We start from the raw sequence: 15,776 nt of genomic DNA, 5'->3' as shown, positions 1-15,776 counted from the left end.
AAGTCCGGAAACATTAAAGTGCTTTAAACCGTTGATAATTAGTGTACCTTTGCCCGTGATGTATCGTTATGGGTCGGGAAGGCACGACAGACCGACCGGGATAGGAGGAAAAGAGTGTGATTATGGTGTGAGTTCAATAACCGATTGTAATATAGTTAAATCGAAAATAGATGGAACAACTGAAACATGAATGTGGCGTTGCCATGATTCGTTTGCTTAAACCGCTGGAGTATTACGAAAAGAAGTACGGGACATGGATGTATGGGCTCAATAAGCTCTACCTGCTGATGGAAAAACAGCATAACCGTGGGCAGGAAGGTGCCGGACTGGCATGTGTGAAACTGGAAGCAAATCCGGGTGAAGAGTATATGTTCCGTGAACGGGCGTTGGGTTCCGGTGCCATCACTGAAATTTTTGAAACGGTGCAGGCCAACTTCAAGGATCTGACCGGGGAGCAATTGCACAATGCCGGGTTTGCCAAGCGTACACTGCCCTTTGCGGGGGAAGTATACATGGGACATCTGCGTTATTCGACCACCGGAAAATCCGGCATATCCTATGTCCATCCATTTCTCAGAAGGAACAACTGGCGGGCGAAGAACCTTGCCCTTTGCGGTAACTTCAACATGACAAATGTGGACGAAGTGTTTGCCCGTATCACTGCCATCGGACAACATCCGCGTAAGTATGCCGATACTTATATCATGCTCGAACAGGTGGGGCACAGACTCGACCGGGAAGTGGAACGACTGTTCAATCAGGCCGAGGCCGAAGGACTGACCGGTATGGGCGTGACGCATTATATTGAGGATCATATGGATCTTGCAAACGTGTTGCGTACATCGAGCAAGGAATGGGATGGAGGATATGTGATGTGCGGACTGACCGGAAGCGGAGAGAGCTTTGCGTTGCGCGACCCGTGGGGGATCCGCCCGGCATTCTGGTATCAGGATGAAGAAATTGCGGTGCTTGCCAGTGAACGTCCGGTGATTCAGACTGCACTCAATGTTCCGATAGGAGAAATAAAGGAATTGCAACCGGGGCAGGCACTTCTTATCAGCAAAGAGGGAAAACTGCGTACGGCACAGATCAACAAAGCGCGGGAAAAGAAAGCCTGTTCGTTTGAGCGGATTTACTTCTCACGGGGTAGTGACGCGGACATCTATAAGGAGAGAAAACAACTGGGTGAAAAGCTGGTGCCGAACATCCTGAAGGCAATTGATAATGATCTCGACCATACCGTATTCTCGTTCATACCGAATACGGCGGAGGTGGCATTTTACGGTATGCTTCAAGGGCTGGACGATTACCTGAATGAAGAAAAGGTACGACAGATTGCCAATCTGGGACATAATCCGGACCACGATGAACTGGAAGTGATCCTGTCTCGCCGTATCCGTTCGGAAAAGGTAGCGATCAAGGACATCAAACTACGTACTTTCATTGCCGAAGGTAATAGCCGGAACGATCTGGCGGCACACGTGTATGACATAACATACGGCAGCCTCCGGGCAGGTATCGACAATCTGGTGATTATCGATGACAGCATCGTCCGTGGCACCACATTGAAGCAAAGCATTATCGGTATCCTCGACCGTTTGGGACCGAAAAAGATAGTTATCGTTTCTTCCTCCCCGCAAGTTCGCTATCCGGACTATTACGGCATCGATATGGCGAAAATGTCCGAGTTCATCGCTTTCAAGGCGGCAATCGAACTATTGAAGGACCGGGATATGAAAGACGTGATCGCAGCAGCTTACCGGAAATCGAAAGATCAGGTAGGATTGCCGAAGGAACAGATGGTAAACTACGTGAAGGAGATTTATGCTCCTTTCACCGACGAGGAAATCTCTGCTAAAATGGTGGAACTGCTGACGCCGAAGGGTACGAAGGCCAAGGTACAGATTGTTTACCAACCCCTTGAAGGATTGCACGAGGCATGTCCCAACCATACGGGAGACTGGTATTTCAGCGGTAATTATCCAACGCCGGGCGGAGTGAAACTGCTGAACGAAGCATTTATTAATTATATTGAACAGGTATATCAATTTTAAGAAAATCAGGATTTTACTACAGAGGATGCAGCGTACACAGTGGACCGGTTTCTTTTAGATGTACTTTAAAATAAAAGATGAAACCTCTGCGAGCTTTGTATCCTTTGTGGTGGATTAAAACGAAGATAAGAATGAAGAATGTAACTTTGATCCTTGACGACGGGAGCCGTTTCCACGGCAAGTCGTTTGGCTACGAAAAGCCTGTGGCAGGTGAAGTCGTGTTTAATACCGCCATGACCGGTTATCCGGAGAGTCTGACCGACCCTTCGTATGCAGGGCAGCTGATGACACTAACTTATCCGCTGGTAGGCAACTATGGTGTGCCTCCTTTCAGTATGGAACCCAACGGGCTGGCTACATTCATGGAGAGCGAACGCATCCATGCCGAAGCCATCATCGTGAGCGATTACTCACAGGAATACAGCCATTGGAACGCAGTGGAAAGTCTGGCGGACTGGCTGAAACGGGAGCAAGTGCCGGGCATTACGGGCATCGATACCCGTGAGCTGACCAAAGTGCTGCGTGAACACGGAGTGATGATGGGACGGATTGTGTTTGACGATGAACCGGAAAATGCTCCGGAAGCTGTTTACAGCGGGGTGAACTACGTAGACAAGGTTTCCTGTAAAGAGGTGATCCGTTACAATGAAGGCGCGGGTAAGAAAAAAGTGGTATTGGTGGATTGCGGTGTAAAGACGAACATTATCCGCTGCTTGCTTCGTCGGGATGTGGAAGTGATTCGCGTGCCTTGGGATTATGATTTCAATCATCTGGAATTCGACGGACTCTTCATCTCCAACGGACCGGGTGACCCGGATACATGTGATGCTGCGGTGCAGAACATCCGCCGTGCCATGCAGGACCCGAAACTTCCTATTTTTGGTATCTGCATGGGTAACCAGTTGCTGAGCAAAGCCGGAGGAGCCAAAATATACAAACTGAAATACGGTCATCGCAGTCATAATCAGCCGGTACGGATGGCAGGCACTGAACGTTGTTTCATCACTTCACAAAATCATGGTTACGCGGTAGATAACAACACACTCGGCACCGATTGGGAACCGTTGTTCATCAATATGAATGATGGCTCCAACGAAGGAATCCGCCATAAAATAAACCCGTGGTTCTCCGCACAGTTCCATCCGGAAGCGGCAAGCGGACCGACCGATACGGAATTCCTTTTCGACGAGTTCGTGAAACTGCTCTGAAGTATATTCTGCATAAATGATCAGAAACGAATACGATTCACCACAGAGGACACAGAGTTTTAATCTCTTGTTTATTAAGATGTTTAAGAGAAAGATATTCTCTGTGTTCTCTGTGTCCTCTGTGGTGGATTAACCTCAAAAACAAATTAATAATGAAAGAAAACAATATAAAGAAAGTACTGCTCCTTGGTTCCGGAGCCTTGAAAATCGGTGAAGCCGGTGAGTTCGACTACTCCGGTTCCCAGGCGCTCAAAGCCTTGAAAGAAGAAGGAATCGAAACCATCCTGATCAACCCCAATATTGCCACCGTACAGACATCGGAAGGTGTGGCAGATCAGATTTATTTCCTTCCCGTAACTCCTTATTTCGTCGAGAAGGTGATTCAGAAGGAACGTCCTGAGGGTATCATGCTTGCCTTTGGCGGACAGACGGCACTGAACTGCGGCGTGGCCCTTTACCGCGAAGGCATTCTCGAAAAATACGGAGTACGTGTATTGGGAACTCCCGTACAAGCCATTATCGATACCGAAGACCGTGAGCTTTTCGTGGAGAAGCTGAACGAGATTGACGTGAAAACCATCAAGAGCGAAGCTGTTGAGAACGCCGAAGATGCTCGTCGTGCAGCCCGGGAATTAGGTTATCCGGTCATTGTCCGTGCGGCTTACGCATTGGGTGGATTAGGTTCCGGCTTCTGTGACAACGAAGCAGAACTGGACGTACTTGTTGAGAAAGCGTTCGCTTTTTCTCCGCAGGTGCTGGTTGAGAAGAGCCTGCGGGGATGGAAAGAGGTGGAATACGAAGTAGTGCGCGACCGCTTTGACAACTGTATCACGGTCTGCAACATGGAGAATTTCGACCCACTGGGCATCCATACCGGAGAATCCATTGTGATTGCTCCTTCGCAAACCCTGACCAATAAAGAATATCATAAATTGCGTGAGCTTGCCATCCGCATCATCCGCCACATCGGTATCGTGGGCGAATGTAACGTGCAGTATGCTTTCGATCCCGAATCGGAAGATTACCGGGTGATCGAGGTGAATGCCCGTCTGAGCCGTTCGTCTGCTTTGGCGTCGAAGGCTACCGGTTATCCGCTTGCTTTCGTGGCTGCCAAACTCGGACTCGGGTACGGGCTGTTCGATTTGAAAAACTCCGTGACGAAGACTACCAGTGCGTTCTTTGAACCGGCGCTGGACTACGTAGTCTGCAAAATCCCCCGTTGGGATCTCGGTAAGTTCCACGGAGTGGATAAAGAACTCGGTTCTTCTATGAAGTCTGTCGGTGAGGTGATGGCCATCGGGCGTACCTTTGAAGAAGCGATTCAGAAAGGACTTCGTATGATAGGACAGGGTATGCACGGTTTTGTGGAAAACAAAGAACTCGTCATCTCCGACATCGACAAAGCGCTGCATGAACCGACCGACAAACGTATCTTCGTCATATCAAAGGCCTTCCGTGCGGGATATACCATTGACCAGGTGCACGACCTGACCAAGATCGACAAATGGTTCCTGCAAAAGCTGATGAACATCATGAATACTTCGGAGGAGCTTCATCAGTGGGGGAATAATCACAAGCAGATAGCCGACTTGCCTGCCGACCTGCTTAAGCAAGCCAAGCGACAGGGATTCTCTGACTTCCAGATAGCACGTGCCATCGGTTACGAAGGTGATATGGAGGACGGGAGCCTTTATGTCCGCAATTACCGCAAGAGCCTGGGCATCGTTCCCGTGGTGAAGCAGATCGATACGCTTGCTGCCGAGTATCCGGCACAGACCAATTACCTCTATTTGACCTACAGCGGCACAGCCAACGATGTAACCTACCTGGGCGACCACCGTTCCATCGTGGTGCTTGGTTCGGGTGCTTATCGCATCGGTTCTTCGGTAGAGTTTGACTGGTGCGGGGTGCAGGCACTCAATACCATCCGTAAGGAAGGCTGGCGTTCGGTGATGATCAATTATAATCCCGAAACCGTATCGACCGATTACGATATGTGCGATCGCCTCTACTTTGACGAATTGACTTTCGAACGTGTGATGGATATTCTTGAACTGGAGAATCCGCATGGTGTCATCGTCTCCACCGGAGGGCAGATACCGAACAACCTTGCTCTGCGCCTCGATGCCCAGAATATTCATATTCTCGGTACTTCCGCCAAGAGTATCGATAATGCCGAGGACCGTGATAAATTCTCCGCCATGCTCGACCGCATCGGCGTGGATCAGCCGGAATGGCGTGCGCTTACTTCGCTCGAAGATATCAATTCCTTCGTAGACAAGGTAGGTTTCCCTGTGCTCGTGCGTCCGTCGTATGTGCTTAGTGGGGCGGCCATGAATGTTTGCTCCAATCAGGAAGAACTGGAACGCTTCCTGCAACTGGCAGCCAATGTTTCGAAGAAGCACCCGGTTGTGGTCAGCCAGTTCATCGAACATGCCAAAGAGGTGGAGATGGATGCCGTAGCACAAAACGGGGAGATCGTTGCGTATGCCATTTCCGAACACATCGAATTTGCCGGCGTACACTCCGGTGATGCCACCATCCAGTTCCCGCCGCAGAAGTTGTATGTGGAGACGGTGCGTCGTATTAAGCGTATCAGTCGTGAGATAGCCAAGGCACTCAATATCTCCGGTCCGTTCAACATCCAGTATCTGGCTAAAGATAACGACATCAAAGTGATCGAGTGTAATCTCCGTGCCAGCCGTTCGTTCCCCTTTGTCAGCAAAGTGCTGAAGATCAACTTTATCGAACTTGCTACGAAAGTCATGCTCGGTCTGCCTGTTGAGAAGCCGAACAAGAACCTTTTTGAACTCGATTATGTCGGTATCAAGGCCAGTCAGTTCTCTTTCAATCGTCTTCAGAAAGCTGATCCTGTGCTGGGTGTCGACATGGCATCGACCGGTGAGGTAGGTTGTATCGGCAGCGATACTTCCTGTGCCGTACTAAAAGCAATGCTTTCCGTGGGCTATCGTATTCCGAAGAAGAACATCCTGCTCTCTACCGGAACGCCGAAACAGAAAGTAGATATGCTCGAAGCGGCCCGTATGTTACAGAAGAAGGGATATAATATCTTCGCAACGGGAGGTTCCAGCAAATTTCTTACCGAGAATGGCGTAGAGAACACCCGCGTCTACTGGCCCAGCGAGGAAGGACACCCCCAGGCACTCGAGATGTTGCACAAGAAAGAGATCGACATGGTAGTCAATATTCCCAAGAATCTGACTGCCGGTGAGCTGGATAACGGTTACAAAATCCGTCGTGCCGCCATCGACCTCAACATCCCGCTGATTACCAATGCCCGATTGGCGAGTGCGTTTATCAATGCGTTCTGTACGATGGATATTGACGATATAGCAATCAAGTCATGGGAAGAATATAAATAAGAAGTTCCGTCTTCTTCTCCTCTTTTGCTTAACAATCCTGAAATCCGGAACTTTTTCTGTTGACTGTTGTTGAAAGTACATATAAATCAATAAAGCGTGTAACAATGAGTATAGCAGAGCAATTGGATGCCGCATCCGGAACGAATCGTCTGGTGTTGGTAGAATTTTATGCAGACTGGTCTCCCCATTATGAATGGCTGGAACCTGTAGTACGGACTTACGAGAAACAAGTCTCCGAGGTGGTTAAAGTGAATATAGTGGGAGATAAGGCAGTCGCGGATTCATTCAATATCGAGACGGCTCCGGCTTTCATCCTTCTGCAGCGTGGACACGAATTGTGGAGGCAAGTGGGAGAACTGACCATCGATGAACTTAAACTGGTGTTGGAAGAGTTCAAATAGCAAAGTGCCAATCATGTCATTTTGTATTTTCTACCCGGTGTAGCATGCGCTATATCGGGTAGTTTGTTTATAAGGTTAGTAAATGAACTGCTTTTCTTTCTTTAAGATATTTTTTACTTCCGATAAATTATTATCTTTGCATTTATTGTACCTTAAAAATATCATAATGAAATCAGCAATAAGAGTGATCCTGTGGATAGCAGGTCTGTTTTTATTTACAAATCATATTGCTTATGCACAGAATTGGACTCTTCCGACGCCGTCCCAAGAGGCCTGTCATCCTGCCATAATACCGCAGCCTAAATTTATTGCTTCAACTCGCAAAACCATAGATTTTACAGAATTATCGATCTTGTTTTCTGGTTCTGTCGATTGTTCTACTCAACAAAAAGTGAAGAGAGAGGTGATAGATATTTCTAATTCACTAAAATTCACGTCGGTGAGAAAAAAAACATGCGAAATTAGATTTGCAACTCCTTCAAGGAAGCTCAAAACGGATGAAGCATATACATTACAAGTTAACAAACAGGGTATTATTATTGAGGCAAATGCATTTGGTGGGTATTTTAACGCTTTACAAACGCTTCGTCAAATGATTACCGAATCACCTCACGGCATGTTACGTTTACATTATTGTAACGTTGATGATCTCCCTGAATTTAGCGTTCGTTCGGTGATGATTGATGTAGGACGTAATTTTTTGGAGATCTCTTTTTTGCGTGAAGTGATCCGCAAATTGTCTATGTACAAAATAAATATGCTCCACCTTCATTTAACTGATGATCCCGGGTGGAGAATTGAGGTTAAGAGTCATCCTGAACTGACATCCTATAATTCTTACTGGAAAACACGACAGCCGGGAAAATTTTACACACAAAAAGAAATAAAAGAGTTTGTTGCCTATTGTGATTCTCTTAACGTAAGGGTACTCCCCGAGGTTGATATGCCTGGTCATAGTGCGTATTTTAAAAAGGCAACAGGATATGATATGCAAACCTCCAAAGGAATTGCTATACTAAAAGAGGCATTGGATGAGGTAATTCCATTATTCAAGGATTCTTTATTTCATATCGGATCCGATGAAGTTAGGTTTGCAATGCCTGAGTTTATGCCTGAGATGATTAAGTATATTCGAGATAAAGGCAAGCGGATTGTTATTTGGAGTCCCGGCTACCAGCAAGATAACGATTGTATTCGTATGTTTTGGGGTAAATGTGAATCAGGACATCAGATCAAAACAGATATACCTTATATTGATGGTAATGGATTTTATATGGATTATATGGATTCTCAGTCCGGCGTACAACAAGTATTCTTTCAGCAACCATGCGAAGTTGCTTCTGAAAACACAAATGCATTGGGGGGAGTGATGTGTGTATGGACAGACGGTGGACTTGGGGAATATCCCGAAAAGCAAATTTTAACTCAATATCCATTTTATCCTACTCTATTAACATATGCCGAAAGAATATGGAGAGGTGCTAAAGAATCAGCCAATCAGTTTGTTGCTAATATGCCTAAAAAAGGGAGTAGTGCATGGATCGCATTTGATGAGTTTGAAAATCGTTTAGTAGCTCACAGGGATAAATATTTTCAAGGAATTCCTTTTGCTTATGTCAAGCAATCTGAGCTTAAGTGGAGAATCATAGGTCCTTTTGATCATAAGGGAATCAATGATACCTCTTTTGAGCCTGAACGGATTATAAAAAGTGAATATATCGATAATAATAAGATTTTAAAATGGAAAGATGAGGCAGCTTACGGAGGAGTAGTACAAATTCGTTCTTTGTACGCAATGTTTAATATGCATAACAATAGATATCAGCCTAACTTATGGCCTACATTAATGTCTGATGATGTGGGAATTGGCAATGGGACATGTTATGCATTGACATATATTAAAAGCCCCAGGGAGCAAGACGTTTTTTTAATGTGCGGATTTAATGGTATGTGGGGACATTCGGGCGGGTATCGTTCCGAAAGAGCACCGCAACAAGGCAGTTGGGATTGGAGTGGAGGAGATATATGGCTCAATGAAAATAGGATTGAGCCTCCTGTTTGGGATTTTGAAAGTTTACCGTGGTCAGGATGGGGACAGGGGAGAATTGAAATACCGCTTACAGGGCAAGGATATTTTTATCGGGCACCAATTAAGATTAGTCTCAAGAAGGGGCTAAATAAGGTTTTAGTTCGTGTACCTTTCGGCCACTGGAATGGGGATGAAGGACAACGCAGGTGGCAATTTTGCTTTATGCCTGTAAAGTGGGATGGCATTCATTATTCAGAGGTGGAAGGATTGGAATATGAAACTGATATTAAATAATATTGTAATACTGTGTACTTCATTAGAATTCAATGTTTTGTGACCTTTGATGTTTTTCTATTTAAATCTAAAATATGCTATCAAAGTGAATTTATCTTTTTTGATACTCCTGTGGTGTCATGCCCGTCATTCGTTTAAAGAACTTGCAGAAGAAGGAGGGATTCGGAAAATGCAGTTCATCCGAAATCTGGTATACAAGCAGGTCACTGTGTTTCAGTAATACTTTTGCTTCGAGAATAACAGACTGATTGATCCACTCCATCACTGTCTGGTGACTGACCTGCCGGATCAGCGTGTTCAGGTAACGGGGAGTCAGGCATAGCTTGTCGGCATAGAATCCTACGGTACGTTCGTTTTTGCTGGATTCGTTCACCAGTGTGATGAATCGCCAGAATATCTCTTCCTGATGTGAAAACCTGTGAGAAGCGTCATTGGCTTCTTCCGTCCGTATATACTTTATATTATGCAGTAGAGCTGCAAGCAGATGTTGTACTACCTCCCGGCGGAAGGGTTTTTCCTGAACAGTTTCCCAAATCAGCGTGAAATAAGCATCCGACAACTTCCATTCGGTATCTGTCACCCGGGTGACAAGGTTCTGCCGTACGTGTGATTCAAAGAGCTGGTCACGTCGTAGGAGCGGCAGGAAGTCTTTGTCCACTGCGATCATCTGAAAATCGTAATCGGGTGTGAATTCTAAAAGTTCGACAATGGAGCCGGGGATGAAAGTGACAATGGTTTGTGGATAGACGGTATATTCAATCAGGTTGATAATGATCCGTGCCTTTCCGCGTAGTCCGCGGATGATTCTTCCTTCCTTCAGCCGGTAGGGTTGTCCCAAACGGAACAGGTGGCTTTCCATATTGGCGAAGCTGATGACAATGCCAAAATCCGGGGTGACGAAGCGATATTCGTTGTTGCATACCATGTTGCTGTGCTTCAGCAGGTCGAGTGCCAGTTCCAGAGGTTTGTTCTTTTCCATAAATCAGTTGTTATCACACGGCAAACTTAGATAAAATATGCGATTTATAAGCGAGCCAAGTAAAAGAATAGCATATTTTATCCAAAACACAATGAGATAGTGTGCGTGTATCCCGGTCCGGACCTTAACATACTGATGAGGCTGATGGGCATGGAGGATAATATAATAGGGGTATGGGTAGTGGGGTGAAGCTTGTCCTGAAAAAGTTAATATAGTTTAATCCGGAGCAAATATGTTTATACGGACAGTCTGTAATTACGAACTATTCGTATATTTGTTGATGACGAATAACTTAAATACAATTCTGCATGAAAACCACTTATTTACTTTTATCCTCCGCTTTGTTGCTGGGATGTGTATCCGCTTGCAACACCTCCGGCCAAAAATCCAAAGAAATGAAAACAGACGATGGGAGCATCACTACTGTCGAAACTGCCGGAAGCAAACTGACTATATGTGACTTATCACTCGTAAAAGACACCATAGAAGTGCCACTCAGCGAGTTTGTCGAAGATTGTCGCATTGTTCGTTTTGAGACCTCCGAAGAGGCATACTTCAAAGCCTGGTTTATTAATGCTACCGACAATTACATCGGTATCCGCCAAGGGGATCGGGGTGTGTTTAAGCTGTTTGACAGGAATGGTAAATTCCTATATAATGTCGGTTCCGTAGGAAGCGGTCCCGGTGAATATGACACCACCCTTTACGATGAATGCATTGATGAAAAGAATGGTCATATATTCTTCACGCCTTTTGTGGGGAAAAGAATCATGATGTATGATATAAACGGGCAATGGATTAAGGATATCCACCTTCCCATACAAGTCAATAAACCGAAAATATGGGTGAATGAAGATGGAAGCTTATCTATTATACACATGCCTTTCAATGAGGGAGAGCCTCTTGCTTTCCAAATGGATACGGACGGAAATATACTGAAGCAAATCCCTGCGACAGCCGCAACGAAGGTGATGAATTTCGACGGAGAAATTTTCTCATACAGAAATTGCAACGATTTCGATTTCTTCCATACCAGTATAGATACTCTTTTTACTTATGATTCCACTAACAATAAGTTGTTACCAAAATTCACCATGACCTTCCCGAATATGAATGAGAAACCGATACATTTATATTACAGACTACCTCATTATTTCATGGTCACCTATTGGGGGAAAAAGGGAACAGGAGGTGGAGATGTCTTGGTAGACACTAAGAAGAATGCTTCTTCTTATTTCCGCCTTGTTAATGACTTTTACGGTAATCTTCCTATTTCGGCTCCGGGTCACAGTTTTTATCGCGGGTACTTTATCCAGAGTATGGAACCGGGCCAGTTGATTGAAAAGATAGAAAAACATCTTGCTTCCGGCAAATGCTCCGGTCCGGATGAAAAGAAACTTAAGGAACTGGCAGCTACTTTGAATGAGAATGATAATAATGTTCTGTTTATCGGAAAGGTAAAAGAATGAAGAATCCATATGGAGATATGGCAATGTTGATTTAGAAAGAAGTTTTTCTAAATATGGAACCCCGGGAGAGTCATCTTCCGGGGTTTGCTTTTTCGGTCATCGCTTTTCGCGGACTCTAATAAGGTATGGATTTATAAACGGCTTCAATAAAAGGATAGCGTATCTTAAATCCTGAATAAATCCACAGTTGGCATTTGATTCATATGATTTATTCTAAAGAATCGAACTAATAGAACATTATTGCAAACAATTGGAACCTGGTTGCGTGTTCTTATTCTCTATCTTTGCAGGAAAGAAGAATTAATTAGGAATAGAATATGAAACGATTTATTTTTTCTTTGTCTTTTTCTCTGTTTGCCCTGCTGATATATGGGCAGATCACCCTTGAAGAGTGCCAACGGAAAACCCGGGAAAACTATCCGTTGGTGAGGCAGTATGGGTTGATAGAGAAGACTAAAGAATATAATCTGGCAAATGCGTCGAAAGCTAATCTGCCTCAGTTCACCCTTTCGGGCAAAGCTACCTGGCAGAGTGAGGTAACAGAGCTGCCCGTGCAGATTCCCGGGGTAGATATCAAGGGCTTGTCCAAGGATCAATATCAGGTAATGTTGGAACTGAAACAGAACATTTGGGACGGTGGTGAAATCCGTTCAAGGAAAGAGCAGGTAAAGGCGATGTCGGACGTAGACCGGGAAAAGCTGAATGTGGATATGTATGCACTTACCGAGCGGGTGAATCAGGTATATTTCGGGATTCTGTTACTGGACGAACAATTGAGTCAGAATCAGCTCTTCCTGGAAGAGCTGGAACGTACCCACAGGCAGATTTCTTCGTACATTGAAAATGGCATTGCCAGTCAGACCGATCTCGATGCCGTCAGTGTGGAGCAATTGAACACCCGGCAAAAGCGGATAGAGTTAACGATTTCACGCCAGGCCTATCTGTCAATGCTTTCGCTGCTGACAGGCGAAGAAGTGCCTGCCAATGCGTCTTTACAGAAGCCGGTCGCCGAGTCGGACATACAGGTGATGGCGAATAATCGTCCGGAATTGCTATGGTTCGATGCACAGAACGGACGCTTACAAGTACAGGAAGAAGCTTTGAAAACCGGACTGATGCCTCGTCTCGGGCTCTTCGTACAGGGGGCGTATGGCAATCCGGGACTGAATATGCTGAAAAATGAGTTCACCCCTTATTATGTGGCAGGAGTCCGTTTGTCGTGGAACTTCGGCAGCCTGTATACGTTGCGTAACGATAGGCGGGTGATAGATACCAGTCGCCGACAGTTGGACAGTAACCGGGATGTGTTTCTGTTTAACACCCGTATTCAGGCTACTCAGCAGGAGAGTGCCGTGGAGAGCGTGCGCCGTCAGATGGTGGATGATGATGAAATTATCCGTTTGCGGACTAATATCCGTAAAGCTTCGGAGGCGAAGGTGGCTAATGGCACCATGACCGTTACCGATATGCTCCGGGATATGACTTCCGAGAATCTGGCTCGACAGACCAAGGCTTTGCATGAAGTCCAGCTCCTGATGAATATTTATCAATTGAAATATACTACGAATAACTAATATAATAGCAGTTATGAAATCAAATAAACTTATAGGATGTCTATTCTTACTGTCTTTACTTTCCGCTTGCGGAGGCAGAACTACCGACTATGATGCTACGGGAACTTTCGAAGCGACTGAAGTTCTGGTATCGGCCGAGGCCTCGGGAAGGCTTCTGTGCTTTGATGTTGAAGAAGGTACGCGGTTGGCATCCGGTGAAGAAGTGGGATTGATCGATACCGTGCAACTTTACCTGAAGAAACTGCAATTGCAAGCCAGTATGAAGTCGGTTGAAAGCCAACGTCCGGATGTCAACAAGCAGATTGCCGCTACCCGCCAGCAAATCGCTACCGCCCAACGGGAGAAGAAACGTGTAGAAAACCTTTTGAAAGCCGGAGCCGCTAATCAGAAGCAACTGGATGATTGGGATGCGCAGGTCGCTTTGCTCGAGCGTCAGCTTGCGGCACAGATGTCGTCTTTACAAAACAGTACGAACAGTCTTACGGAACAAGGCTCGTCAGTAGCCATTCAGGTGGCACAGGTGGAAGACCAGTTGGCGAAGTGCCATATTGTTTCGCCTATCAGCGGTACTGTATTGGCGAAATATGCCGAAGCAGGAGAACTGGCTGCCGTGGGCAAGCCACTCTTCAAGGTGGCAGATGTCGATCATATGTATCTTCGCGCTTATATCACATCCGAACAGCTCTCGCAGGTTAAAATCGGTAACCGGGTGACAGTTTTCTCCGACTATGGAGGAAACGAACGTAAAGAGTATCCGGGAGTCGTAAGCTGGATTTCAGATCGTTCTGAATTTACTCCTAAAACGATTCTGACGAAAGAAGAGCGTGCCAACCTGGTGTATGCCGTCAAGATAACCGTGGAGAACGACGGACTGCTCAAAATAGGTATGTATGGTGGAGTGAAGTTTTAAATGATGCCTGATGATGAAACCAGCTGTATCTGTCAGTGACGTGACTAAATGTTACGGTGAAGTAGAAGCCTTGAAGAAGGTTTCCTTTTCCGTGAATTCCGGTGAGTTGTTCGGCATCATCGGACCGGATGGAGCCGGTAAGAGTACACTCTTCCGCATCCTGACTACACTGTTGCTTGCCGACAGTGGGACGGCTACGGTGAACGGGCTCGATGTTGTGAAGGATTACAAACAAATCCGGCAACGGGTGGGATACATGCCCGGACGTTTTTCGCTTTATCAGGACCTGACGGTGGAAGAGAACCTCGACTTTTTTGCTACTGTATTTCATACGACTATCCGCGAAAACTATGATTTGGTGAAAGATATCTACCAGCAGATAGAACCTTTTCGTAAACGTAGAGCGGGGGCTTTGTCGGGAGGTATGAAACAAAAGCTGGCCTTAAGTTGTGCGTTGATTCACAAACCCGGCATTCTGTTCCTGGACGAGCCGACTACCGGTGTGGATCCGGTTTCACGCAAGGAGTTCTGGGAAATGTTGAGGCATCTCAAGGAGCAGGGAATCACTATTCTCGTTTCTACTCCGATTATGGATGAAGCCCGGCAATGCGACCGTATCGCTTTTATCAACGAAGGAGAGATACAGGGGATCGATGTGCCGGAACGAATCCTGAAACAGTTCAGTCACATTCTTTGTCCACCCGGTCTGGAACGTGCGGAAGTACATGCCGAAAATGATTTTGCCATTGAGGTAGACCGGCTTACCAAATGTTTTGGGCATTTCACGGCTGTCGACCATATCTCCTTTCAGGTGAACCGGGGAGAGATCTTCGGATTTCTCGGGGCGAACGGTGCGGGAAAAACCACTGCGATGCGTATGCTTTGCGGATTGAGCAAACCTACCTCCGGCATAGCACGGGTAGCCGGCTTTGATGTTGCCGTCCATCCTGAAGAAGTGAAGAAGAATATTGGATACATGAGCCAGAAGTTCTCTTTATACGAAGATCTTAAAGTATGGGAAAACATTCGTCTTTTTGCCGGCATTTATGGGATGCAGGACCGCGAGATAGCCGAAAAGACAGAGGCGCTTCTCGATCGTCTGGGGTTCAGCGACGAGCGTGACACGCTTGTGAAGAGCCTTCCTTTAGGCTGGAAACAAAAGCTGGCCTTTTCAGTTTCGATTTTCCATGATCCGCGGATTGTGTTTCTTGACGAACCTACGGGAGGAGTCGATCCTGCTACCCGCCGGCAGTTCTGGGAATTGATTTATCAAGCGGCAGATCGGGGGATAACGGTCTTTGTAACCACCCATTACATGGACGAGGCCGAGTATTGTAACCGTGTGTCTATCATGGTAGACGGACGTATCGAGGCACTTGACACCCCTCGCGGACTAAAGGCACGTTTTCATGCCGATACCATGGACGATGTATTCCAGCAACTGGCCCGTAAGGCAGTGCGTAAAGCCGATTAAC

The 15,776-nt window shown here is 46.1% G+C and carries 10 protein-coding genes; 9 read left to right on the top strand and 1 reads right to left on the bottom strand.

All coding sequences use genetic code 11. The features are described 5' to 3' along the window. Nucleotides 1-170 precede the first annotated feature (170 nt). The 5 genes from DBK98_RS17120 (at nucleotide 171) to DBK98_RS17100 (ending at nucleotide 9,369) form a co-directional block, all read left to right on the top strand. Nucleotides 171-2,054 (top strand): amidophosphoribosyltransferase, encoded by a 1,884-nt coding sequence (locus DBK98_RS17120; RefSeq protein WP_005778294.1) that lies wholly within the window; start codon nucleotides 171-173, stop codon nucleotides 2,052-2,054. 131 nt (nucleotides 2,055-2,185) lie between these two features. Then, nucleotides 2,186-3,262 (top strand): glutamine-hydrolyzing carbamoyl-phosphate synthase small subunit, encoded by a 1,077-nt coding sequence (gene carA, locus DBK98_RS17115; RefSeq protein ID WP_032537041.1) that lies wholly within the window; start codon nucleotides 2,186-2,188, stop codon nucleotides 3,260-3,262. Nucleotides 3,263-3,414: 152 nt separating this feature from the next. Then, a complete protein-coding gene (gene carB, locus DBK98_RS17110; protein WP_005778290.1) occupies nucleotides 3,415-6,645 on the top strand; it encodes a carbamoyl-phosphate synthase (glutamine-hydrolyzing) large subunit in 3,231 nt (1,076 codons plus the stop codon). A gap of 104 nt (nucleotides 6,646-6,749) precedes the next feature. After that, complete coding sequence (locus DBK98_RS17105; protein ID WP_005778289.1) at nucleotides 6,750-7,046, top strand: thioredoxin family protein; 297 nt, start codon at nucleotides 6,750-6,752, stop codon at nucleotides 7,044-7,046. Nucleotides 7,047-7,212: 166 nt separating this feature from the next. Next, on the top strand, nucleotides 7,213-9,369 hold the full coding sequence (locus DBK98_RS17100; protein WP_005806595.1) for a family 20 glycosylhydrolase: 2,157 nt from the start codon (nucleotides 7,213-7,215) through the stop codon (nucleotides 9,367-9,369). A 91-nt stretch (nucleotides 9,370-9,460) separates the two neighbouring features. Here the strand turns inward: DBK98_RS17100 and DBK98_RS17095 are convergent, their stop codons facing one another. Continuing rightward, nucleotides 9,461-10,348, bottom strand: coding sequence for an AraC family transcriptional regulator (locus DBK98_RS17095; protein WP_005778285.1), 888 nt, complete (start codon nucleotides 10,346-10,348; stop codon nucleotides 9,461-9,463). 308 nt (nucleotides 10,349-10,656) lie between these two features. Here DBK98_RS17095 and DBK98_RS17090 point away from each other — a divergent pair, with 308 nt between their 5' ends. From DBK98_RS17090 to DBK98_RS17075, 4 genes are all read left to right on the top strand, one after another. Beyond that, nucleotides 10,657-11,817 (top strand): 6-bladed beta-propeller, encoded by a 1,161-nt coding sequence (locus DBK98_RS17090; RefSeq protein ID WP_032537042.1) that lies wholly within the window; start codon nucleotides 10,657-10,659, stop codon nucleotides 11,815-11,817. 317 nt (nucleotides 11,818-12,134) lie between these two features. After that, complete coding sequence (locus DBK98_RS17085; protein ID WP_032537043.1) at nucleotides 12,135-13,391, top strand: TolC family protein; 1,257 nt, start codon at nucleotides 12,135-12,137, stop codon at nucleotides 13,389-13,391. Between the two features lie 13 nt (nucleotides 13,392-13,404). After that, nucleotides 13,405-14,301 (top strand): HlyD family secretion protein, encoded by an 897-nt coding sequence (locus DBK98_RS17080; protein WP_005778279.1) that lies wholly within the window; start codon nucleotides 13,405-13,407, stop codon nucleotides 14,299-14,301. Nucleotides 14,302-14,314: 13 nt separating this feature from the next. After that, the gene (locus tag DBK98_RS17075) at nucleotides 14,315-15,775 is read left to right on the top strand and encodes an ATP-binding cassette domain-containing protein (RefSeq protein WP_032537044.1); all 1,461 of its coding nucleotides are present in this window, start codon (nucleotides 14,315-14,317) and stop codon (nucleotides 15,773-15,775) included. Nucleotide 15,776 lies beyond the last annotated feature (1 nt).

The organism is Bacteroides sp. PHL 2737 (assembly GCF_004115325.2).
GTDB lineage: Bacteria > Bacteroidota > Bacteroidia > Bacteroidales > Bacteroidaceae > Bacteroides > Bacteroides hominis.
Note: the sequence above shows the minus strand (reverse complement) of the source record. Positions and strands in the feature narration are given on the sequence as shown.

Bases quoted from the DNA above. Each gene is read 5' to 3' on its own strand.
- carA (WP_032537041.1), top strand. From the start codon at position 2,186: ATGAAGAATGTAACTTTGATCCTTGACGACGGGAGCCGTTTCCACGGC.
- DBK98_RS17075 (WP_032537044.1), top strand. From the start codon at position 14,315: ATGAAACCAGCTGTATCTGTCAGTGACGTGACTAAATGTTACGGTGAA.
- DBK98_RS17105 (WP_005778289.1), top strand. From the start codon at position 6,750: ATGAGTATAGCAGAGCAATTGGATGCCGCATCCGGAACGAATCGTCTG.
- DBK98_RS17085 (WP_032537043.1), top strand. From the start codon at position 12,135: ATGAAACGATTTATTTTTTCTTTGTCTTTTTCTCTGTTTGCCCTGCTG.
- DBK98_RS17095 (WP_005778285.1), bottom strand. From the start codon at position 10,348: ATGGAAAAGAACAAACCTCTGGAACTGGCACTCGACCTGCTGAAGCAC.
- DBK98_RS17120 (WP_005778294.1), top strand. From the start codon at position 171: ATGGAACAACTGAAACATGAATGTGGCGTTGCCATGATTCGTTTGCTT.
- DBK98_RS17090 (WP_032537042.1), top strand. From the start codon at position 10,657: ATGAAAACCACTTATTTACTTTTATCCTCCGCTTTGTTGCTGGGATGT.
- carB (WP_005778290.1), top strand. From the start codon at position 3,415: ATGAAAGAAAACAATATAAAGAAAGTACTGCTCCTTGGTTCCGGAGCC.
- DBK98_RS17100 (WP_005806595.1), top strand. From the start codon at position 7,213: ATGAAATCAGCAATAAGAGTGATCCTGTGGATAGCAGGTCTGTTTTTA.
- DBK98_RS17080 (WP_005778279.1), top strand. From the start codon at position 13,405: ATGAAATCAAATAAACTTATAGGATGTCTATTCTTACTGTCTTTACTT.